This window comes from Erythrobacter litoralis, from assembly GCF_001719165.1.
In the GTDB taxonomy this organism is placed as follows: domain Bacteria; phylum Pseudomonadota; class Alphaproteobacteria; order Sphingomonadales; family Sphingomonadaceae; genus Erythrobacter; species Erythrobacter litoralis.
Map to the genome: position 1 here is coordinate 1,643,302 of NZ_CP017057.1, position 19,779 is coordinate 1,663,080.

Annotated in this window: 19 protein-coding genes; 5 read left to right on the forward strand and 14 right to left on the reverse strand. The window is 65.6% G+C overall.

The window, feature by feature from the left end; translation table 11 throughout:
* Positions 1-20: 20 nt before the first annotated feature.
* The 8 genes from Ga0102493_RS07775 to radA form a co-directional block, all read right to left on the reverse strand.
* Entirely contained in the window at positions 21-1,421 is a 1,401-nt protein-coding gene (locus Ga0102493_RS07775) for a M28 family peptidase (protein ID WP_174544535.1), read from the reverse strand.
* A 38-nt stretch (positions 1,422-1,459) separates the two neighbouring features.
* Positions 1,460-3,004 carry an aminoacyl--tRNA ligase-related protein gene (locus Ga0102493_RS07780; RefSeq protein WP_034901500.1) on the reverse strand — a complete coding sequence of 515 codons (1,545 nt, stop codon included), beginning with the start codon at positions 3,002-3,004 and terminating at the stop codon, positions 1,460-1,462.
* A 74-nt stretch (positions 3,005-3,078) separates the two neighbouring features.
* A complete protein-coding gene (phaR, locus tag Ga0102493_RS07785; RefSeq protein ID WP_034901496.1) occupies positions 3,079-3,660 on the reverse strand; it encodes a polyhydroxyalkanoate synthesis repressor PhaR in 582 nt (193 codons plus the stop codon).
* A 71-nt stretch (positions 3,661-3,731) separates the two neighbouring features.
* On the reverse strand, positions 3,732-4,775 hold the full coding sequence (gene alr / locus Ga0102493_RS07790) for an alanine racemase (RefSeq protein ID WP_034901494.1): 1,044 nt from the start codon (positions 4,773-4,775) through the stop codon (positions 3,732-3,734).
* Positions 4,765-6,444 (reverse strand): MFS transporter, encoded by a 1,680-nt coding sequence (locus tag Ga0102493_RS07795; RefSeq protein WP_081845543.1) that lies wholly within the window; start codon positions 6,442-6,444, stop codon positions 4,765-4,767. Before Ga0102493_RS07795 ends, alr begins: the two co-directional genes overlap by 11 nt.
* Positions 6,445-6,531: 87 nt before the next feature.
* On the reverse strand, positions 6,532-6,963 hold the full coding sequence (locus tag Ga0102493_RS07800) for an iron-sulfur cluster assembly scaffold protein (RefSeq protein ID WP_034901492.1): 432 nt from the start codon (positions 6,961-6,963) through the stop codon (positions 6,532-6,534).
* Positions 6,960-7,499, reverse strand: a complete 540-nt coding sequence (locus Ga0102493_RS07805; protein WP_034901489.1) for a CvpA family protein — start codon at positions 7,497-7,499, stop codon at positions 6,960-6,962. The genes Ga0102493_RS07800 and Ga0102493_RS07805 overlap by 4 nt, the downstream gene beginning before the upstream one ends.
* A gap of 12 nt (positions 7,500-7,511) precedes the next feature.
* Entirely contained in the window at positions 7,512-8,879 is a 1,368-nt protein-coding gene (radA, locus tag Ga0102493_RS07810) for a DNA repair protein RadA (protein WP_034901487.1), read from the reverse strand.
* 70 nt (positions 8,880-8,949) lie between these two features.
* On the opposite strand from radA, the gene Ga0102493_RS07815 reads away from it, so the two are divergent.
* Positions 8,950-11,274: a patatin-like protein gene (locus Ga0102493_RS07815; RefSeq protein ID WP_034901486.1), complete on the forward strand. Its 2,325-nt coding sequence runs from the start codon at positions 8,950-8,952 to the stop codon at positions 11,272-11,274.
* A 12-nt stretch (positions 11,275-11,286) separates the two neighbouring features.
* On the opposite strand, the gene dnaJ is transcribed toward Ga0102493_RS07815, so the two are convergent.
* Positions 11,287-12,432 carry a molecular chaperone DnaJ gene (gene dnaJ, locus Ga0102493_RS07820; RefSeq protein ID WP_034901484.1) on the reverse strand — a complete coding sequence of 382 codons (1,146 nt, stop codon included), beginning with the start codon at positions 12,430-12,432 and terminating at the stop codon, positions 11,287-11,289.
* 84 nt (positions 12,433-12,516) lie between these two features.
* Positions 12,517-14,451: a molecular chaperone DnaK gene (dnaK, locus tag Ga0102493_RS07825; RefSeq protein ID WP_034901482.1), complete on the reverse strand. Its 1,935-nt coding sequence runs from the start codon at positions 14,449-14,451 to the stop codon at positions 12,517-12,519.
* 159 nt (positions 14,452-14,610) lie between these two features.
* Between dnaK and Ga0102493_RS07830 the strand changes: the two genes are divergently transcribed.
* Both Ga0102493_RS07830 and Ga0102493_RS07835 read left to right on the forward strand, forming a co-directional pair.
* A complete protein-coding gene (locus Ga0102493_RS07830; RefSeq protein WP_081845542.1) occupies positions 14,611-15,117 on the forward strand; it encodes a copper chaperone PCu(A)C in 507 nt (168 codons plus the stop codon).
* Between the two features lie 101 nt (positions 15,118-15,218).
* On the forward strand, positions 15,219-15,659 hold the full coding sequence (locus Ga0102493_RS07835; RefSeq protein ID WP_051697643.1) for a hypothetical protein: 441 nt from the start codon (positions 15,219-15,221) through the stop codon (positions 15,657-15,659).
* A 6-nt stretch (positions 15,660-15,665) separates the two neighbouring features.
* Here the strand turns inward: Ga0102493_RS07835 and Ga0102493_RS07840 are convergent, their stop codons facing one another.
* The 3 genes from Ga0102493_RS07840 to hrcA form a co-directional block, all read right to left on the reverse strand.
* A complete protein-coding gene (locus Ga0102493_RS07840; RefSeq protein ID WP_051697641.1) occupies positions 15,666-15,956 on the reverse strand; it encodes a glycine zipper domain-containing protein in 291 nt (96 codons plus the stop codon).
* Positions 15,957-16,040: 84 nt separating this feature from the next.
* A complete protein-coding gene (gene grpE / locus Ga0102493_RS07845; protein ID WP_034901476.1) occupies positions 16,041-16,646 on the reverse strand; it encodes a nucleotide exchange factor GrpE in 606 nt (201 codons plus the stop codon).
* Positions 16,647-16,680: 34 nt separating this feature from the next.
* Positions 16,681-17,724 carry a heat-inducible transcriptional repressor HrcA gene (gene hrcA / locus Ga0102493_RS07850; protein WP_034901475.1) on the reverse strand — a complete coding sequence of 348 codons (1,044 nt, stop codon included), beginning with the start codon at positions 17,722-17,724 and terminating at the stop codon, positions 16,681-16,683.
* Between the two features lie 114 nt (positions 17,725-17,838).
* Between hrcA and rph the strand changes: the two genes are divergently transcribed.
* Both rph and rdgB read left to right on the forward strand, forming a co-directional pair.
* A complete protein-coding gene (gene rph / locus Ga0102493_RS07855; protein ID WP_034901910.1) occupies positions 17,839-18,552 on the forward strand; it encodes a ribonuclease PH in 714 nt (237 codons plus the stop codon).
* On the forward strand, positions 18,549-19,178 hold the full coding sequence (rdgB, locus tag Ga0102493_RS07860) for an RdgB/HAM1 family non-canonical purine NTP pyrophosphatase (RefSeq protein ID WP_034901473.1): 630 nt from the start codon (positions 18,549-18,551) through the stop codon (positions 19,176-19,178). The genes rph and rdgB overlap by 4 nt, the downstream gene beginning before the upstream one ends.
* Here rdgB and Ga0102493_RS07865 read toward each other — a convergent pair.
* Complete coding sequence (locus Ga0102493_RS07865) at positions 19,175-19,759, reverse strand: CAP domain-containing protein (RefSeq protein ID WP_034901471.1); 585 nt, start codon at positions 19,757-19,759, stop codon at positions 19,175-19,177. The two genes, rdgB and Ga0102493_RS07865, sit on opposite strands and share 4 nt — an antisense overlap.
* Positions 19,760-19,779: the final 20 nt, after the last annotated feature.

Genomic DNA, 19,779 nt, shown 5'->3' on the forward strand with positions numbered 1-19,779 from the left:
CCACCCATATGGAGACGGTGTCAGTCGCTGTCACCCTCGGGCCGTTCGACGGGTTCGAAAGCGCCGCCGGGAACGGCGGTCGAGACGGGCGAGCAGTAGTCGCCGTTGCAGGCCTGAACGCCGAACAGCCAATCGTCGCCCCGCAATGGGATGGTGAGCGCGAGCTCCTTGCCCGACCCGCCGTGCGGGGTCATCATCATCAGATTCGCACCCTCTGCTTCAGGGCCCGGCTCGGCATGGGGACGCCAATGGGGTTCGTCAGTTCGCCGAATGCGAAGCTTGTATTGGTCGGCTCCGCGAACGCCTTGCCATGCGATCTGCGTATCCACCCGCACCGCCGCGTCCGCCGTCACCTTCGGCGGCATAGGGGCCATCGCGAGGTGGTGCAGCGCGCGCACGTTGAGCTTGGTCGCCCGCGTCAGGTAATCCCAGTCGAGCTCATCCACCGTGTCGCCGTATTTCACCTCGTCCTCGGTGCGCAGGTCCTGGTGCTGGTGTTCGTAATCCTCGACCGCAACGGTCACGCGCACAGCCGGATAGCCCCGGTCGAGGAAGGGAATCTGGTCCCCGCCCCGCCCCATCCGGTCGGTCCGCCAGATCTGCCGCACCTGCATTCCTTCAGGATTGTCGGCAGCAAGATTGGCGAGCCAACGCGACAAATTACGCCCCGGGCTGTCATTCTCGCCGCCATAGCGCCGCTGGAGCGCGCGCAGGCGCTTGGTCGAATCGGCGCGAAGCCCTTCGGAAAAGACGCGTACGTGCTTCGCATCGCAGAACCCGTCCGAACCGCAGCTATTGCCGATCATGTCGTTGTTGAGCACCGCTTTGACGGTAAAGCCCTGCTCGGCAACCCAGTCGGCAAGGATGTTCGCGCCGTAGAGCCCCTGCTCCTCGCCTGTCAGCAGGGCGTAGATGATGGTCGAGGGATAGTCGTTCTGAGACAGCAGCCGCGCCGCTTCGAGCACCATGACGCTACCCGACCCGTCATCGTTCGCGCCCGGCGCGTCGTCGGTGGCGTTGAGCGGATCGGTGACGCGGCTGTCGTAATGCGCCTGGACGATGATCACCTCGTCCGGCCGCTCGGTCCCGCGCTGGATCGCGACGGCGTTGCGGATCAGCGTCGGTGCGGGGATGCGCCGCCCGTCCGCTTCGACAACCTTGCCGACCGGCTGCACGTCGAGGCAACCGCCGCATGTCGCGCCGATGCGGCGGAATTCATCCAGCGCCCAGTTCACCGCCGCCCCAACGCCGCGTTCGGGATCGTCCTGCGAAGACAGGGTGTGGCGCGTGCCGAAGCCGACAATCGTGTCCATGTCGGCGCGCAGGCGCTCTTCCGAGACTTCGTCGGCGGGGCTTCCATCGGACTGGGCGGCGAGCGGTGCCGCGATGAGCGCGGCCGCAAGGGCAATGCGTTTGATCATGCGCGGCTTTCTTGCGGGAAAGCGCCGGGAACGCAAGCTCAGTAGGCGCGCGCGACCAGGATCCGCTCGACTGCCCTGTCACCGGTAAAGAGACAGGCCCCCTCGGGAGGCTGGGCGTCTTTCGGCACGTTGCGGATGGTGAGCTTCTCACCCTTCAGCTTTTCCACCACCGCGTCGAGCGCAGCGCCAGTGGGCTTCGCCCATTCGACCTCGACCCAGCCCGGATACTTGCCGTTGGAGGCAAAGAAGGAGCGGACCTCGTCCCAGCTCGCAAGGCCGCGCGTGATATTGGCATCGCGCCGCGTGCGCGCCTCTTCGAACAGGCCCCGCTGGATTTCCTCCAGCAGCGCCGCCGCCGATGCGGTGAATTCCCCGCGCGCGACGAAGTGCATGGCGGGCTTGCCGGTTTCCATGTTCCAGACCGCGTCGCGGCGCAGCATCGCGACCTTGCCGCCTTCCATGTCGCGCGGGCCGACCTCCAGGATCACCGGCGCGCCCTTGCGCACCCAGTCCCAGCGCTTGGCCGAAGCCTTGCCAGGGCTCTTGTCGAGCAGCACGCGAACCGGCTCTCCCATCGCCCACTGCGCGGCAAGCTCTGCCCGCAGCGCCTCGCAATAGTCGAGCAGCGCGCCGTCCTCCGGCCTGTCGCGCAGCATCGGCAGGATCACGACCTGGTGCGGGGCGATCCGCGGGGGAACGCGCAGGCCATCGTCGTCGCCATGCGTCATGATGACCCCGCCGATAAGCCGGGTCGACGTGCCCCAGCTCGTCGTGTGGCAATATTGCTGGGCGCCCTCGCGGTCCTGGTACTGGATCCCTGCGGCATGCGCGAAATTGGTCCCGAGATAATGCGAGGTTCCCGCCTGAAGCGCCTTGCCGTCCTGCATCATCGCCTCGATCGACCAGGTCTCGACCGCACCGGGGAACCGCTCGTTCTCCGGCTTCTCGCCCGCGATCACGGGCAGCGCGAGATCCTCTTCGGCGCAGGCGCGATACATTTCTAGCGCGCGGTGGGTTTCACTGAGCGCATCCTCACGGTTTTCATGCGCGGTATGGCCCTCCTGCCAGAGGAATTCGCTGGTGCGCAGGAACATGCGGGTGCGCATCTCCCAGCGCACCACATTGGCCCACTGGTTGAGCATCAAAGGCAGGTCGCGCCAGCTCTGGACCCAGCGCGCCATCGCATCGCCGATGATCGTTTCCGACGTCGGCCGTACGACGAGCGGCTCCTCAAGCTTCGCATCCGGATCGGGGATCAGCCCGCCCTTGCCATCGGCGATGAGGCGGTGATGGGTGACGACCGCCATTTCCTTGGCAAAACCCTCGACGTGTTCCGCCTCGCGGGTGAAATTGGCAAGCGGGATGAAAAGCGGGAAATAGGCGTTGGAAATGCCGGCGGCCTTGATGCGGTCGTCCATCAGGCGCTGCACCCGTTCCCAGATGCCATAGCCCCAAGGCTTGATCACCATGCAGCCGCGGACGCCCGATTCCTCGGCGAGATCGGCGGCGGCGATGACCTCCTGATACCATTTTGCGAAATCGTCTTCGCGCTTGACGTTGAGCGCGTGGCGGATCTGGGACACGGGCGTCTGGTTCCTGCTGGCTGGGAGGGGTTGGAAAACGCGCGCGGGGTCGCGCCCGGCGCGCGCCCTAGGTCCTACTTGCCCAATTCGTCCAGCTTCTTTTGCATCGCCGCCATCTGTTCGCGCAATGCGGCGATCTCGTCCTTCGATGCGCCGCCGTCATTGTCGCCGCGGCGAGCGGCCCTGTCCCCGGCACCCTTGGCGCCCGGGATGAACGCGCCGGTCGCAGCCCGCATCATCGCCATGTTCGTCTCGTGGATTGCGGCGAGCGGGCTGGCGCTCAGCCCCTTTTCGAAGGCCTCGCGGATCTTGGCCTGGTTCTGGCGGAAATTCTCCATGCTCGCCTCGAGATAGGAGGGCATCATCGCCTGCATCGAATTGCCGTACATCCCGATCAGTTCGCGCAGGAAGCTGACGGGCAGCATCTGGCCGCCATTGGCTTCTTCGTCCATGATGATCTGGGTCAGGATCGAATGGGTGATGTCGTCCCCGGTCTTGGCGTCGAGCACCTGGAACTCGATGTTCTCACGCACCATTCCGGCAAGATCGTCGAGCGTTATGTAGCTCGAGGAGGACGTGTTGTAGAGGCGGCGATTGGCGTATTTCTTGATGATGATCGCTTCGCCGTTGGCGGCTTCTTTTGTCTTGCGTGCCATGATCGCATCCCTGCCCGTAAAAAGGATTGCGAGTTTAGCATCTGCACAATGTGCAGCGCAACACAAAGCTCTCAGGCCTTCAGGCGCAAGCCGAGGCTGGTGAGCAATTCGTATTGCGAAAGAGAGCTTTGCTGCGCAGCATCGACAAGATCGAAAGGCACCTCCACCCAATCGCCGGCCGAAAGATCGGGCGCATCGCAAAGGTCGACGACGACCATGTCCATCGAGACCTTGCCGAGAATTGGCAGGCGTCGCCCTTCGCTGAAAAAGGCATTACCCGGCCCGCGCGCCCGCAGGAATCCGTCGGCATAGCCGAGCGAGACGGTACCGGTGCGCATCGGCGTGCGCGCGGTGAATTGGGCGTTGTAGCCCACGCTCTCGCCCGGCTCGATATCGCGGCACTGGATCAGGGCGGCACGGACATGCGCGACCGGCCGCACATGCCGGGCCAGCATATCGCTCGGCACGCCGCCATAGAGCGCAAGGCCCGGACGGGTGAGGTCAAAGGCGTAATCGGTCCCGAGGGCGATCCCGGCGCTGTTCGCAAGGCTCGCGCGGCGATGCGGGACCTGGTCGATCACGGCGCGAAAGGCTTCAAGCTGGCGGAGGTTCATCGCGCTGTCCTCGTCCGCGCAGGCAAGGTGGCTCATGAGGACGTCGATATCGAGCGCGCGGATCGCCGGATCGCCGAGGTCGCGCGGGGCTACGCCGAGCCGGTTGATCCCGGTATCGACCATGACGTGGCAGCGACCACCCCCGGCCTCGATCCAGTGACGGGCCTGGTCGGGCGAATTGATGACCGGAACGACGCCCACCGTCCGGGCGTAATCCGCTTCGGCGCGCGTGACGGGACCGTGCAGCACGGCGATCTCTTCGGGCGGAACATGCGCCGTGACATCGGCGACCTCGCTCCAGTGGGCGACGAAGAAATGGCGGCATCCCGCCCGGCGCAGCACGGGCACGCAAGTGCCGACGCCGAGCCCGTAGCAATTCGCCTTGACCGCCGCACCCGCCGCGGCACTTCCCGAAAGCGCATCTAGCGCGCGCCAATTCGCCGCCAGCGCGTCTTCGTCGATCTCCAGCCGAAGCGTGGGCGCCGGCGCGTCAGGCCTCATGGCGATCTTCGAAATCGCGCGGCGGGCCACCCGGGATGCCCCACAGCGCGACGATCAGGCCGAAACCGACCACGATCCATGTGTACCACAGGCCCGAATAGATATTCCCCGTGCTCGCGACGATCACCCCGGCGATGAGAGGCAGGAACCCGCCAAGATAACCCGCGCCGATATGGTAGGGTATCGACATCGAGGAATAGCGGATCTTGGGCGGAAACATCTCGGACAAGAGCGCGGCGACCGAACCATATGTCAGCGCTGAGAGCATGCCGAGCCCAAGCAATATGCCGATGATGCCGAGCACGTTGGCAGCGGGCGGCTGCTGTTTCGAGAAATCGAATCCGTAGCTCGAAAGCGCGGCGTGAATGCCCTCGCGCCGCGCGGCGCCGTCCTCGAACCACTGCTCTTCAAGCGCGATTTCCTCGCCTCCGGCCGTCAGCGTGAGCACGCTTGCGCCTGCTTCGAGCGTGTAGGGCACGCCGGAAGCGGTGAGCGTTTCGAGCACCTTGCCGCAGCGGGTCTGTTCGCGGTCGAACAATTCGGCGAAGGGATCGGTCACGCAGGCAGGGCCAGAGACGGCGATCGGCGTGCGTTCGGCCGCTTCGGCGATACCCGGATTGGCGAGCTGGCCCATGCCCCAGAAAGCCGGGAAGAGAAGCGCAAGAGCAAGCGCGGCGCCGATCACGATCGGTTTCTTGCGCCCGACCCGGTCCGACCACTTGCCGACGATCAGGTAGAAACTCATCGCGATGCCGCCCGCCACGAGCAGGATGATCTCGACCGTCTGCGCATCGACATGCATCGGCCCCTTGAGGAAGCTGAGCGCGGAGAAGAAAGCCGTGTACCAGATCGTCGTCAGCACGCCGGTGATCCCGAACAGGGCGACGAAGATGCGCTTGGGATTGCCGGGATAGGTGAAGCTTTCGACAAAGGGATTGCCCGAGATCTGCCCCTCGGCCTTCATCGCCTGGAATACCGGGCTTTCCGACAGCATCAGCCGCATCCACAGCGAAATCGCGAGCAGCGCGATCGAAAGGAGGAACGGCACACGCCAGCCCCAGGCGGCAAAATCGTCTTCAGGGATGATGAAACGGCAGGCAAGGACGACGATGATCGACAGGACGAAACCGCCCGCCACGCTCGCCTGGATGAAGCTGGTGTAGAAACCGCGTTTCTCCGGCGGGGCATGTTCGGCCACATAAATTGCCGCGCCGCCATATTCGCCGCCCAGTGCAAGGCCCTGGATGACGCGTAGGCCGATGACGATGATGGGCGCGGCCACGCCGATCGTGTCGACCGTGGGGATGAAGCCGACCCCAGCGGTCGCAATCCCCATCAGTGTGACGGTGACGAGAAAGGTGTATTTGCGCCCCAGCCTGTCGCCGAGAAAGCCGAACAGGATCGCCCCGATCGGGCGGAAGGCGAAACCGACCGCGAAGGTCGACCAGACCAGCAACAAGCCGAGCGTGTCGTTTTCGACATCGTAGAAGGCGTCCTTGAGGATGTAGGCGAGCGTTCCGTAGATGAAGAAATCGTACCATTCGAAGATCGTGCCTGCGCTCGATGCGCCGATGACGAGCCTGATTTCCTTGTCCGTCGGCTCGCGCTGCGCGACCGCCGCGGTTTCTCCGGTCAGCGGAGCGCCCGCTCCTGCCTGTGCTTCTGCCATCTGATCCCGTTCCCCTCCGGACGCAGGGAGGCGCCCGGTCTTCCATGACGTGACACGAAAGCAGCCTCCCTAGCCGCTGGCGGCCGCTTATGAAAGCGCGTCGAGCGCGGCCTTCCACGGCATGAGCAGTGCGCCGTGCCGGCCCGGGTGGTCGCGCGCGGGAGTGAGTGCCCCGATGCCCGGCCAGTCGGGCAGGTCGCCCGCGCCTTCGAGCCAAGCTTCGATTCTCCGGGCTGCCGCGGCCAGATCGTCGCGCGATCGCCCGCCAATGCCGCCGGCGAGGATCGCCGCAGAACTCTGCCCGACCGCGCAGGCAGCGACCTGCATGCCGATCCGGGTTATGCGCCCTTCCCCATCCGGCTCCAGCCCGATCGCTATCGTCGACCCGCAGGTGCGCGAACGGCCCTCGCCCAGAAGAGCGAAATCGTCCGTCAGCGGATAATCGGCAAGCGAAGCCGCTAGCGCGAGAAGGCTCGGCGAATAGAGCTTTTCCGAAGCTCCGGAGGACGCGCCGGTCACTGTTCCTCCGCCGCCTGCGCAGCCGCTTCTTCCTCGGCACGAAGGGCGGCCCGGCGATCGTCGATCATCTGCACCAGCGCCTGTGAAAAGGCATCGGCCGCGGGATAGGTGCGCGCGGTGGTGATCCAGGTCGGGCGCCCCTTGAAGCTCCAGATCTCGTCGAAGCCGAGGACTAGGATCGAGAAGGCGAAGACCATGATCAGCGCCCCCTTCACCGCACCGAAGCCAAAACCCAGAACGCGGTCGATCGGCCCGAGGATAGACCCGCGCGAGGCTTCGCCCGCATTGCTGGCGATCACCTTCATCGCCGCATAGGGGATGAGCAGCAGCAGGGCGAAGGCGAGGATCGGTGTCGCCGGCTCGGCATCGTACCATTGGCGCAGAGCCTGGGTCAGCGGAGTGTGGAGGTAATAGATCGAAAATGCGGCTAGAACCCATGCGGCAAGGCTCAAGACTTCCTGCACCAGCCCGCGCAGGAAGCCTCCGATCGCGGCCACGCCGACGACGATAAGCACAATGAGATCGAACCCGGTCATGTGCGAATCCGGTTATGCGCTGGTCACCACCTGGTCAACGAGGTTCATGAGGCCGGTAAGACCGCGATAGTCGATCTGTGTCGTTCCGGTACGCGCATCGCGCGGACCATAGCCCCGCGCGAAGCCTAGCTTCTTCGCTTCTCGCAGGCGCAGTTCGGTGTGCGCGACCGGGCGGATCTCGCCCGCAAGCGAGACCTCGCCGAAAAAGGTCGCCTTTTCGGGCAGCGGCCGGTCGGCGAGCGCCGAGACGAGCGCGGCGGCAACCGCGAGATCGGCTGCTGGGTCGGACAGGCGGTATCCCCCCGCGATGTTGAGATAGACCTCGGCGGAGGAGAAGTTCAGTCCGCAGCGCGATTCCAGCACCGCAAGCAGCATGGCCAGCCGGCCATTGTCCCATCCCACGACCGCCCGGCGCGGGGTCGCGCCCGATTGCAGACGAACGATGAGCGCCTGGATCTCCACCAGCACCGGCCGCGTCCCCTCGAGCGCCGGAAAGACCGCACTGCCGGCGAGCGGTTGATCCCGGCCCGACAGGAACAACGAGGAAGGATTGGCGACCTCCTCCAACCCTTCCGATGCCATCGAGAACACGCCGATTTCGTCGACCGCGCCGAAACGGTTCTTCAATGCGCGCAGGATGCGGTACTGGTGGCTGCGCTCGCCCTCGAAGCTCATGACCACGTCGACCATGTGTTCGAGTACGCGCGGGCCCGCGATTGTGCCGTCCTTGGTGACATGGCCCACCAGCACCACGGCGCAGCCGCTCGCCTTGGCATAGCGGATGAGTTCCAGCGCGCAGCCGCGCACCTGGCTGACCGTGCCGGGCGCGCCTTCGATCGTGTCGGAATGCATGGTCTGGATAGAATCGATAACCAGCAGCGCCGGCGGATCGCCCGAACCCAGCGTCGTCAGGATGTCGCGCACCGAGGTTTCGGAGGCGAGCCTGATCGGCGCATCGGCCACCCCCATGCGCGCCGCGCGCAGGCGCACCTGCCCGGCGGCCTCCTCCCCGCTGACATAGACCACGTCGGCGCCGCTTCGCGCGATGGTCGCCGCGGTCTGCAGCAGCAGCGTCGATTTGCCGATCCCCGGGTCGCCGCCCATCAGCACGGCGGAACCGGGCACCAGCCCTCCGCCCAGAGCACGGTCGAATTCGGCCAGCCCGGTGGTCTTGCGGACGGGAAGCGGGGTTTCCTTGTCGAGGGGCACGAATTCGAGCCTGCGCCCCCCGCTCGACAGGTCGTGCTTCTGCGAAAAGACCGTCGCGGGCACGTCCTCGACGATGCTGTTCCATTCCGCGCAGTCGCCGCATTGACCCTGCCAGCGCGAGGAAACGCTGCCGCAGGCCTGGCACACATATCGTTTCTTCGCCTTCGCCATGGCGCTCCTGTAACCGGAACAAAGACTGAACGCAATTGCATTGGCGCGCCCATGCTTTAGGGGCTTCACCATGCGCCAGAAGGAACTCAGGCTAGCGCTTGTATGCTATGGCGGGGTCAGCCTCGCGGTCTACATGCACGGCGTCACGAAAGAGATCTGGCACCTCGCCCGGGCGAGCCGCGCGCACCTTTCGCATCCCGACCAGTCAAGCGCGCTTTCGGGCGTGGCGGAAGTCTACCGGGATTTCCTCGAGGAGATCGAGCGCGAGCAAAAGCTGCGCGTGCGCGTCCTGCCCGACATCCTGACCGGCGCGAGCGCGGGCGGCATCAATGCGATCTTCCTCGCGCAGGCGCTTCATTCGGGCCACAGCCTCGAACCGCTGACCGATCTCTGGCTCGAGAATGCGGATGTCTCAGAGCTGACCGATCCGGATGCCGAGCCGATGTGGCGCTATGCCAAGTTCTGGGCCCAGCCGATCGCCGAATGGTTTCTCACCCGCCCCGGCAATGCGGTGAGCGAAAGCGTCTCGCCCGAGACCCGCGCCGAAGTGCGTCACAAGGTCTCGCGCCTCGTCCGCGGGCGCTGGTTCAGCCCGCCCTTCTCGGGCGACCGCTTTTCCGGCATGCTCTACGAGGCGCTGGCAAGCATGGCGGCCGAGCCGCCCGGCCCGCCGCTGCTGCCGCCGGGCCACCCGCTCGATCTTGCCGTGACCGCGACCGATTTCCGGGGCCATGTCGAATTGCTGCGGCTTCATTCGCCGGCGATCGCTCAGGAAACCGAACACCGCATGCCGATCGCCTTCCGCTCGAAAGTCGGGGAGCGCGGGGGAGAGGGGATCGCCGATCCGCTCGAACTGGTGCTGGCAGCGCGCGCAACGGCGAGCTTTCCGGGGGCCTTTCCCCCGCTCGAACTGGCCGAGATCGACCGTCTCGCCGCGAATGAGGGCCACCATTGGCAGGGGCGCGAGGCGTTCCTCGCCCGCATCATGCCGGGCCATGTGAAGAAGGGCACGGTCGAAGAGGTCGCGCTGATCGACGGGTCGGTGCTGGTCAACGCACCCTTCGGCGCGGCCCTGCGCGCGCTGGGCGGGCGTTCTGCCCAGCGCGAAGTCGACCGGCGCTTCGTCTATATCGATCCGCGCCCCAACCGGCTCCGTTCGCTGCGGGAGGATGCAGGCCATGAGGTCGGCTTTTTCGGCGCGATCTTCGGCTCGCTTTCGACCATTCCGCGCGAACAGCCGATCCGCGACGACCTCGAACGGATCGAGCAGCAATCGCGCGATGCCGAACGGCTGCGCCGGATCGTCATGGGGATGCGGCCCGAGATCGATCGTGCGGTGGAACGCCTGTTTGGGCGAACCTTCTTCCTTGATCGGCCCACCCCGCGGCGCCTCGCGATCTGGCGAGGCCGCGCACACGAAGCCGCCGGTGCGCGCGCGGGGTATGCCTTTTCGGCCTATGTCCAGACCAAGTTCTCCGGGATCGTGGATCGGCTCGCCCAACTGACGCTCGCTGCTGCGCCCGAACTCGGCCTTGGCGATGCGAGCCTGGTCGAGGAGGTGCTGCGGGCCGAGTTGGCCGCACGCGGGATCGATGCACTGACGGGAGAGGACGGCGCGGCGAGCGAGGAGGCGATCCGTTTCTTTCGCGCGCACGATATCGGCTTTCGCATCCGCAGGTTGCAATTGCTTGCCCGGCGCCTGTCGCGCGACTGGGAGATCGACCCCGAGATTCCCGACGATGCACTCGACCTCGCGCGTGAGCGGATCTACGACATTCTCGCCCTTTATTACGCAGCCGATGACAGCGAGATGCTGAGCGCGGATTTCGCCGAAGCCGCGCGCCATGTGCTTGACGATCCGGGTGCGGTGCTCGACCACCTGGCCGCGCGCCGTCTCCTTCCCGAAACCGACATCGCGGCCGAGGAAATGCTCGCCGCCGCGCTCGAGGAGATGCCACGCAATCTCAAGCGGCGCATGCTGCTCACCTATCTCGGTTTTCCCTTCTACGACGTCGCAACGCTGCCGCTGCTGCAGAGCGAGGGGCTCGACGAATACAACCCGGTCAAGGTCGACAGGATCTCGCCCGAGGATGCGACCTCGATCCGCGAAGGAGGCACGAGCGATACCTTGCGCGGGGTCGAATTCTACAATTTCGGGGCCTTCTTCAGCCGCTTCTACCGTGAGAACGACTATCTTTGGGGACGGCTCCACGGAGCCGAACGGATGATCGACCTCGTCGCCTCGACGCTCGATAGCGTGGTCCGCAAGGAAACCATCCGCAGGGTGAAGCGCGAAGCTTTCCTCGCCATTCTGGAAGAGGAAGCCGAAGCCGGGCGCTGCGGGGCCGGCCTGCTGGCGACGATCCGTTCGGAAGTGGACAACAGGCTGGGCTGACCCGCGCGCCGATCAGCCGCCGAAGGCATCCTTCAGTTTCGACAGGAAACTGCGGCTTTCGGGGCATTCGTCGCCGGTTTCCGTTCCGCGGAATTCCTCCAGGATTTCCTTCTGCCTGCGTGTCAGCCTCGTCGGGGTTTCAACCATGATTTCGACCACGAGATCGCCCCGCCCGCGGCCCTGCAGCACCGGCATGCCGGCGCCGCGCACGCGCAATTGCTTGCCCGATTGCATGCCTGCGGGAATGTCGATCGTGTTGGTCGATCCGTCGAGGTCCGGGATTTCCACGCACCCGCCAAGCGCGGCGGTGGTGAAGCTGATTGGCACTCGGGTCGCGAGCGTCGTGCCCTCGCGCTCGAACAGGTCGTGCGGCTTGACGTGGATGAAGATGTACAGATCGCCCGGAGACGCGCCGCGCTGGCCCGCCTCGCCCTTGCCCGAAAGGCGGATGCGCGTGCCTGTATCGACGCCCGGCGGAATGTCGACCTTGAGCGCCTGCGGGCGGTCGACCCGGCCTTCGCCGAGGCAATCGTTGCAAGGATCCTCGATCACCGCGCCGCGGCCGGCGCAGGTGGGGCACGGCCGCTCGACCACGAACAGGCCCTGCTTCGCGCGCACCGCGCCCATGCCGCCGCACAGATTGCACTGTCGCTCGCCCGTGCCCGGGGTCGCGCCCGATCCGTCACAGGTTTCGCAGGACTGGCTGACCTCGATTTCGATTTCGGTCGACTTCCCGTGGAACGCCTCCTCGAGAGTTACCTGCATGTCATAACGCAGGTCCGCCCCGCGCCGGGCCTGGGTGCGGGGACCGCGCGCCCCACCGAAAGCACTGCCGAATATGGTCTCGAAGATTTCGCCGATATCGGCGAAGCCTTCCTGTCCGCCATAGCCGCCGCCAAAACCGCCGCCACCGCCGCTCATGCCCTGGGTAAAGGCATCGTGGCCGTAGCGGTCATAGGCCGCGCGTTTCTGCGGGTCCTTGAGGCATTCATAGGCCTCGCCCACTGCCTTGAACCGCGCCTCCGCCTCGGCATCCCCGGGATTGCGGTCCGGGTGCCACTTCATGGCGAGCTTGCGGTAGGCGCTCTTGATGGTCGTGCCGTCGGCATCGCGCGACACGCCAAGCGTCTGGTAATAGTCGATCTGAGTCTGGGACATGTCGGTTTACAGCCCGGAAAGGCCCGCCGCCGATCGTCGCCCCTTGCGGAGCGGCGCCGGCGGCGGAGCGCGTTCCATCGGGCCTCAGCCCTTCTTGTCTTCGTCGACCTCGGAGAATTCGGCGTCGACCACATCCTCATCGTCGGAGGAAGTGTCCGAAGCGGTCTCGGCTGCTTCGGCGCCGGTGTCGGGCGAAGCGGCTTGCTCCTGCTCGTAGATCGCCTGCCCCATCTTCATTGCGAGCTGGCTCAGCGCCTCGCTCTTGGCGTTGATCGCGTCCGGATCGTCACCTTCGAGCGCGGTCTTGACCTCGCCGATGGCGCCTTCGATCTCGCTCTTGAGCCCGGCGTCGATCTTGTCGCCATGCTCCTCGAGCTGCTTTTCGGTCGCATGGACGAGGCTGTCGGCCTGGTTGCGGGCCTCGGCCTGGGCGCGGCGCTTCTTGTCCTCTTCGGCAAACTTCTCGGCATCCTGCACCATCTGGTCGATGTCGCTGTCCGAAAGGCCGCCCGAGGCCTGGATCTTGATCGTCTGCTCCTTGCCCGTGCCCTTGTCCTTGGCGCTGACCGAGACGATGCCGTTCGCGTCGATGTCGAAGGTCACCTCGATCTGCGGCACGCCGCGCGGGGCGGGCGGGATCCCGACGAGGTCGAAATTGCCGAGCAGTTTATTGTCGGCGGCCATTTCGCGCTCGCCCTGGAAGACCTTGATCGTCACCGCGTTCTGGTTGTCCTCGGCGGTGGAATAGGTCTGGGTCTTCTTGGTCGGGATCGTCGTGTTGCGGTCGATCATGCGGGTGAACACGCCGCCCAGCGTCTCGATTCCGAGCGAAAGCGGGGTCACGTCGAGCAGCAGCACGTCCTTGACGTCGCCCTGCAGCACGCCTGCCTGGATCGCCGCGCCCATGGCGACGACTTCATCGGGATTGACGCCGGTATGCGGCTTCGATCCGAAGAACTTCTCGACCACTTCGCGCACCTTGGGCATGCGGGTCATGCCGCCGACGAGGATGACCTCGTCGATATCGTCCTTGGAGACGCCGGCGTCCTGCATCGCCTTCTTGCACGGCTCGAGAGTGCGGTCGATCAGCCCGCCGACCAGCTTTTCGAGGTCCGAACGAGTGATCGTCTCGACGAGGTGAAGCGGGGTGGAGGAACCGCCTTCCATGCGTGCGGTGATGAAGGGCAGGTTGACTTCGGTCGAAGCCGAGCTCGAAAGCTCGATCTTGGCCTTTTCCGCCGCTTCCTTGAGCCGCTGGAGCGCGAGCTTGTCGCTGCGCAGATCCATGTTTTCCTTCTTCTTGAAGGCGTCGGCGAGGTGTTCGACGATCGCATTGTCGAAATCCTCACCGCCGAGGAAGGTGTCGCCATTGGTCGACTTCACCTCGAACACGCCGTCGCCGATCTCGAGGATCGAGACGTCGAACGTGCCGCCGCCAAGGTCATAAACGGCGATGGTCTTGCCATCGTCCTTGTCCATGCCATAGGCGAGCGCCGCCGCGGTCGGTTCGTTGATGATGCGCAGGACTTCGAGGCCGGCGATTTGCCCGGCATCCTTGGTCGCCTGGCGCTGCGCGTCGTTGAAGTATGCCGGAACGGTGATGACGGCCTGCGTCACGGTCTCGCCGAGATAGCTCTCGGCGGTTTCCTTCATCTTCTGGAGGATGAAGGCGGAAATCTGCGAAGGCGAATATTCGTCGCCGCCGGCCTTGACCCAGGCATCGCCGTTCTTGCCCTTGGTGATGGTGTAGGGGACGATCTCCATGTCCTTCTTGGTCGTGGGATCGTCAAAGCGGCGGCCGATAAGGCGCTTGATCGCGAAAAGAGTGTTGTCGGGATTGGTCACCGCCTGACGCTTGGCCGGCTGGCCGATCAGGCGTTCGCCGTCCTTGGTGAAGGCGACGATCGAGGGCGTCGTGCGCGCACCTTCGGAATTTTCGATGACCTTGGGCTTGCCCCCGTCCATGACGGCGACGCACGAATTCGTGGTGCCGAGGTCGATGCCGATAACTTTACCCATTTCTACCCCATCCATATGCTGGTTGTTGGACACCGCCACGCAGCGCCCCCCATCAAGGCGGCAGGGCACAAGGCGGCTCTGTTCTGGGCGCGATATAGGAGCGGTTTTGCTTGGCACAAGACATGGGCGGCTCTAGTGCACCGCGCGCACGAGAAAGGAATGACGACAGTGAATTGGAATGGATTGAAGACCACGTTTGCAGCCTGCGCGATCCTTGCCGGGACGTTGGGCCTGGCCGCCTGCGCGGGCGAGGGCGACACGCCTGCCGGAACCGCTGCCGAAGGAAAGATCCCGGGCATCACGATTTCCGACGCGCGGCTGGTTCTCGCGCCGGTGAAGGGCAATCCGGCGGCGGTCTATTTCAATCTTTCCTATGACGGAGAAAAAGGCATCGCGATCCGCAACGCCGAAGTGGAAGGCGCAGGCTCTGCCGATGTCCACGATGTCATGGAATACGAATTCAAGATGCAGATGAACACGGCGAATCCGATCCCGCTCAACAAGGGAACCGAAATCGCCTTCGAGCCGGGCGGCAAGCACATCATGGTGTTCGAGCCGTCCGACGCGCTCTCGCCCGGAAGCACGGCGAAAGTGACGCTGATCGTCGCAGGCGGCGCGCGTCACGAATTCGAGGCCGAGGTGCGCGAAGCCGGGGAAGAGCGCTGACATCGGGCGCGGGCGGGAACGGCGCCGGGCCGCCGCTGCCCGCCTGTCCGAAAGGCGGTTCGCGCGCGCTGACGCCCGGCGAGGTCGAGCTGGCGCGCGGCATGTTCGGCGATGCGATCGATTACGGGGCAGTCGAGATCCGGCGGCGCAAATGGTTTCCCTTCCAGCCCAAGCGGATCACCATGGCCCCGCGCGGCCACCTGCACTTTCACCCCGAAGGCAGCGCCTATTGCGACGATTTCTCGCGCGAGGGCCTGATGCGGCAGGGCCTGCTCATCCACGAACTGACCCATGTCTGGCAGACCCAGACGCGCGGCAGCTGGTATCTCGTGCTCCGCCGCCACCCGTTCTGCCGCTACGATTATGCGTTGAAGCCCGGCCTGCCGCTCGGTTCCTACGGGATCGAGCAGCAGGCCGAGATCGTGCGCCACGCCTTCCTGCTGCGGCGCGGTGCGACCCTTGCCGGGGTAGCGGACAGGAGCGCCTATGAAGCGCTGGTCCGCTTCCCCGGTGCGACCCTCCAGGGCAGAGCGCCCCGTTAACGCGACCTAGTAGCGCGGATCATCCGGATAGCCGCGCCGCCCGAAGCAGTCGTCGTCGAGATATTCGTCGCGGTAATAGCCGTCGCAATCGTCGTTCTTGTCGACGAAATAGCCCGCAAGTCCGCCCGCTGCGGCCCCGGCCAGGGCGTAGGTGGTGATGTCCTCGCCCGTGATCGCGGCAAGCCCCGCCCCGGCAGCAGCGCCGGCAAGGCCCCCTTCCGCGGCGTAGTTTTCCGCACAGGCGCCGAGCGTCAGAGTGCTCGCGGCGAGCGCGGGGGCGATAAGCAGCTTCTTCATGGGTGTCTCTCCGTAATGATCCCCTGTCTTGCGGGACCTACGGATGGACCGGCGGGCTGGTTCCGGCTGCCTGCCGCAAGAGGTTCAGTCCGGCTTCTTCGCCACGCCCACCATGGCCGGACGCAGCAGGCGATCCTTGATCATCCAGCCCGACTGCATCTCCTGCACGACGGTGCCCGGTTCGTGCTCGTCGGTGGGCACTTCCATCATCGCCTGATGCTGGTTCGGATCGAGCGGCAGTCCGACGGAGGGGACGCGTTCGATGCCGTGGCTCTTGAAGACCTTTTCCATTTCGCGCTGGGTCGCCTCGATCCCGGTGACGAGGCCCTTCATCTTGTCGTCCTCGCGCAGGGTTTCGGGGACCGCCTGAATGGCGCGGGTGAGATTGTCGGCAACGCTCAGAATGTCGCGGGCAAAACCGGTCGCGGCATAGTTGCGCGCGTCCTGGATGTCCTTTTCCATCCGGCGGCGGACATTCTGCGTGTCGGCCTTGGCATAGAGCACGTCCTGCTTCGCCGCCTCGAGGTCGCTCCTGAGCTGGGCGATCACCTCGGACAGGGCATCGCCATCTTCGCCCTTGCCTTCGTCCTTGCCTTCTTCGCTGTCCTGCGAATCCTTCAGGAATTCCTCGGGCACGCCCTTCAGTTCGGCTTCCGCCGCTTCGTCGCGCGGCTTGTCGTTCTCGTTCATTTCCAAGTGTTTCCAGCTGTGTATCTGATGAGTTTCAAGCAATGCGCCGGCCCAGCGACCGCGCCGTGAAATCCACCATGGGGACCACGCGCGCGTAATTCAACCGCGTCGGCCCGATCACGCCGAGCACGCCCAGCACCCGCCCCTCACGGTCGCGATAGGGCGACGCGATGACCGAGGAACCGGAAAGACCGAAAAGGCGGTTTTCCGAGCCGATGAAGATCCGCGTCGCCTCCGCCTCGCGCGCGCTTTCCAGCAGGCGGGCGACCGATTGCTTGTCCTCGAGATCCTCGAGCAGCGAGCGCACCCGTTCAAGGTCCTCCAGCGCCGCCTCGTCGAGCAGGTTGGCTGCGCCCCGCACGATCAGCACCGGGCGCTGCTGGCTGTCCTCGCTCCACACGGCAAGCCCGCGTTCGACGAGATCGCGGCTGGCGTTGTCGAGCTGGCTTTCGCCTGCCTCGATCTCTGCCCGCATCGCCAGCACCGCCTCCACCAGCGTGCGCCCCGAAAGCCGTGCGGTGACGTAATTGCTCGCCCTGTCGAGGCTGCCCGGATCGAGCGTGCCCGAAAGCTCGATCACCCGGTTTTCGACGCCCCCGTCCTCGCCCACCAGCACGGCAAGGGCCCTGCCCTGCCCCAGGTCGACGAGATTGAACTGGGCGAGCCGCTGCTCGCGCGCAGGGACAAGCACCATGCCCGCCGCGCCGGACAGGTCGGACAAGAGCGCGCTTGCCTGCTGCAATGCCTGTTCGACAGGCCCCCCACCGGCAAGCCGCGCCTCGATCTGGGCGCGCTCCTCTTCGGTCGGCTCCGAAACGCGCATCATTCCATCGACAAAGATGCGCAGCCCCGCCTCGGTCGGCATGCGGCCCGCACTCGTATGGGGCGCGGCAAGCAGGCCGAGCGTTTCGAGATCGGCCAGCACCGAACGGATCGAGGCGGGCGACAGGTTCAGCGTCCCGTCGCTGGCCAGCGTTTTCGATCCGACCGGCTGCCCGCTGTCGAGATAGCCCTCCACCACGAGACGGAAGATCTCGCGCGCGCGGGTGCTCAATTCGGTGATCGGGGGCGATGCCATTGCGCCTAGCTAGGAAAAACCGAGCGGAAACTCAATTTGTCTTGGACCACCGGGTTGCCGGAAAGGCGCGATTGCGCCAAGCGGCCCGCAGACAACGAAACGACAGGAGCTTTCATGCGCCCCTCTTCCCGCGCCCCCGACGAAATGCGCGCCATCGCGATCGAGACCGGCTTTACCAAGCATGCCGAGGGATCGTGCCTAATCGGCTTTGGCGACACCAAGGTGCTGTGCACGGCCAGCGTCGAACGCAACGTGCCGCCATGGATGCGCGGCAAGGGCGAAGGCTGGGTCACGGGCGAATATTCGATGCTCCCGCGCGCCACGCACACCCGCGGCTCACGCGAGGCGGCGCGCGGAAAACAGAGCGGGCGCACGCAGGAAATCCAGCGACTGATCGGGCGCAGCCTGCGCGCCGTGGTCGACCTGAGGAAGCTTGGAGAACGGCAGATCACGCTCGATTGCGACGTGATCCAGGCCGATGGAGGCACGCGCACTGCGGCGATTTCGGGCGCATGGGTGGCGCTGCGGATCGCTGTCGACGGCCTCATCAGGGCGGGCGAGATCAAGGAGGATCCGATCACCGCGCAGGTCGCGGCGATCTCCTGTGGGATCTACAAGGGCACGCCGGTGCTCGATCTTGACTACGACGAGGATTCAAGCGCGGACGCCGATGCCAATTTCGTCCTGATCGACGGCGGCCAGATCGCGGAAGTCCAGGCCACCGCGGAAGGCGCGACCTATGACGAGGAAGGCCTGCTGCGCCTGCTTCGCCTTGCTCGGATGGGCTGCAACGACATCTTCGCGGCGCAAAGGGATGCAGTGAAGTGACGAGAAAGCTCGGCGGCGGATCGCTCGTCATCGCGACTCACAATGCGGGCAAGCTCAAGGAAATCGCCGCGCTGCTCGAACCTTACGGGATGAAATGCCTCTCGGCGGGGTCGCTAGGGCTGCCCGAACCGGCCGAAACCGGCACCACCTTCGTAGAGAACGCGCTCATCAAGGCGCGCGCCGCCGCGCAGGCTTCCGGGCTGGCCGCACTTGCCGATGACAGCGGGCTTTCGGTCGAAACGTTGGGCGGGCGGCCCGGCGTCTACACCGCCGACTGGGCAGAGCGCCAATGGTTCGAGGGCGATCCGGGGCGCGACTGGTACATGGCGATGGGCAAGGTCGAGGGGATGCTCCAGCAGCTCGGCCCCGATGCCGACCGCTCGGCGGCGTTCCACTGCGTGCTGGCGATCGCGTGGCCCGATGGCGAACAGGTGGTCTACGAAGGACGCTGCACAGGCTCGCTCACATGGCCGCCGCGCGGAGACATGGGTTTCGGCTACGATCCGGTCTTCGTGCCGGAAGGTCGCGAGCACACCTTCGCAGAGATCGACCCGTCCGAAAAGCACGCCATCAGCCACCGCGCCGACGCCTTCGCAAAGCTCGTCGCCGACCAGTTCGGGGTCTAGTCGCGCGCGGCCATCCGCCCCGGGGCGATGCGTTCGCCAATGACATTGCCCGCGGGCCAGTAACGGCACACCAGAACCTCCAGATCACGTCCCCGCGCCGTCGCGCAGCCGACTTCGCGCGTATCGGCCCAGACGATCTGGGTGTAATGCCCCACATCGCCCCAATTGCCGGTGCGCGAGACATCGGGGAACGTGCCTGCACGGAAATATCTCTTTTCCCCGGCGAAGGCGGCGATCATGTCGGCGGGCGAGTAATATCCGGCGCTTCCCATCCACAGGTTCTCGCCCGTCCCGTTTCGCCGAGCGCGCGAGGAATGGCGCAGCACGTTCGCCCGCGCGAGCCGCTCCGCCCAGCCGCGCGCCTCGGCGGCAAGTTCCGGGTTCCAGCGCAGGGGCGCAGTGCCGAACGCGGCCCGTTCGCGGTTGTGGGCGGCTAGCCAGATTTCCTCCGCCCCCGTCGATGCCCCCGTCGATGCCCCCGCCGACTCCGAAGCCGACCGCTCGCCCGCGCCTGCATCGCCAGCGCTCACCAGCGCGGCGAGCGCAGCGCACCCGGCCAGAATTGTCGCAAGGGGTTTCATGGCCTACATGATGACGCGGA

Excerpts from the sequence above, each read along its gene's own strand:
- Ga0102493_RS07835 (WP_051697643.1), top strand. The coding sequence starts at position 15,219 with ATGTTCGGCGATGCGATCGATTACGGGGCAGTCGAGATCCGGCGGCGC.
- Ga0102493_RS07865 (WP_034901471.1), bottom strand. The coding sequence starts at position 19,759 with ATGAAACCCCTTGCGACAATTCTGGCCGGGTGCGCTGCGCTCGCCGCG.
- dnaJ (WP_034901484.1), bottom strand. The coding sequence starts at position 12,432 with ATGTCCCAGACTCAGATCGACTATTACCAGACGCTTGGCGTGTCGCGC.
- grpE (WP_034901476.1), bottom strand. The coding sequence starts at position 16,646 with ATGAACGAGAACGACAAGCCGCGCGACGAAGCGGCGGAAGCCGAACTG.
- hrcA (WP_034901475.1), bottom strand. The coding sequence starts at position 17,724 with ATGGCATCGCCCCCGATCACCGAATTGAGCACCCGCGCGCGCGAGATC.
- Ga0102493_RS07830 (WP_081845542.1), top strand. The coding sequence starts at position 14,611 with ATGACGACAGTGAATTGGAATGGATTGAAGACCACGTTTGCAGCCTGC.
- dnaK (WP_034901482.1), bottom strand. The coding sequence starts at position 14,451 with ATGGGTAAAGTTATCGGCATCGACCTCGGCACCACGAATTCGTGCGTC.
- Ga0102493_RS07805 (WP_034901489.1), bottom strand. The coding sequence starts at position 7,499 with ATGACCGGGTTCGATCTCATTGTGCTTATCGTCGTCGGCGTGGCCGCG.
- radA (WP_034901487.1), bottom strand. The coding sequence starts at position 8,879 with ATGGCGAAGGCGAAGAAACGATATGTGTGCCAGGCCTGCGGCAGCGTT.
- Ga0102493_RS07840 (WP_051697641.1), bottom strand. The coding sequence starts at position 15,956 with ATGAAGAAGCTGCTTATCGCCCCCGCGCTCGCCGCGAGCACTCTGACG.
- Ga0102493_RS07775 (WP_174544535.1), bottom strand. The coding sequence starts at position 1,421 with ATGATCAAACGCATTGCCCTTGCGGCCGCGCTCATCGCGGCACCGCTC.
- phaR (WP_034901496.1), bottom strand. The coding sequence starts at position 3,660 with ATGGCACGCAAGACAAAAGAAGCCGCCAACGGCGAAGCGATCATCATC.
- Ga0102493_RS07815 (WP_034901486.1), top strand. The coding sequence starts at position 8,950 with ATGCGCCAGAAGGAACTCAGGCTAGCGCTTGTATGCTATGGCGGGGTC.
- alr (WP_034901494.1), bottom strand. The coding sequence starts at position 4,775 with ATGAGGCCTGACGCGCCGGCGCCCACGCTTCGGCTGGAGATCGACGAA.
- Ga0102493_RS07795 (WP_081845543.1), bottom strand. The coding sequence starts at position 6,444 with ATGGCAGAAGCACAGGCAGGAGCGGGCGCTCCGCTGACCGGAGAAACC.
- rph (WP_034901910.1), top strand. The coding sequence starts at position 17,839 with ATGCGCCCCTCTTCCCGCGCCCCCGACGAAATGCGCGCCATCGCGATC.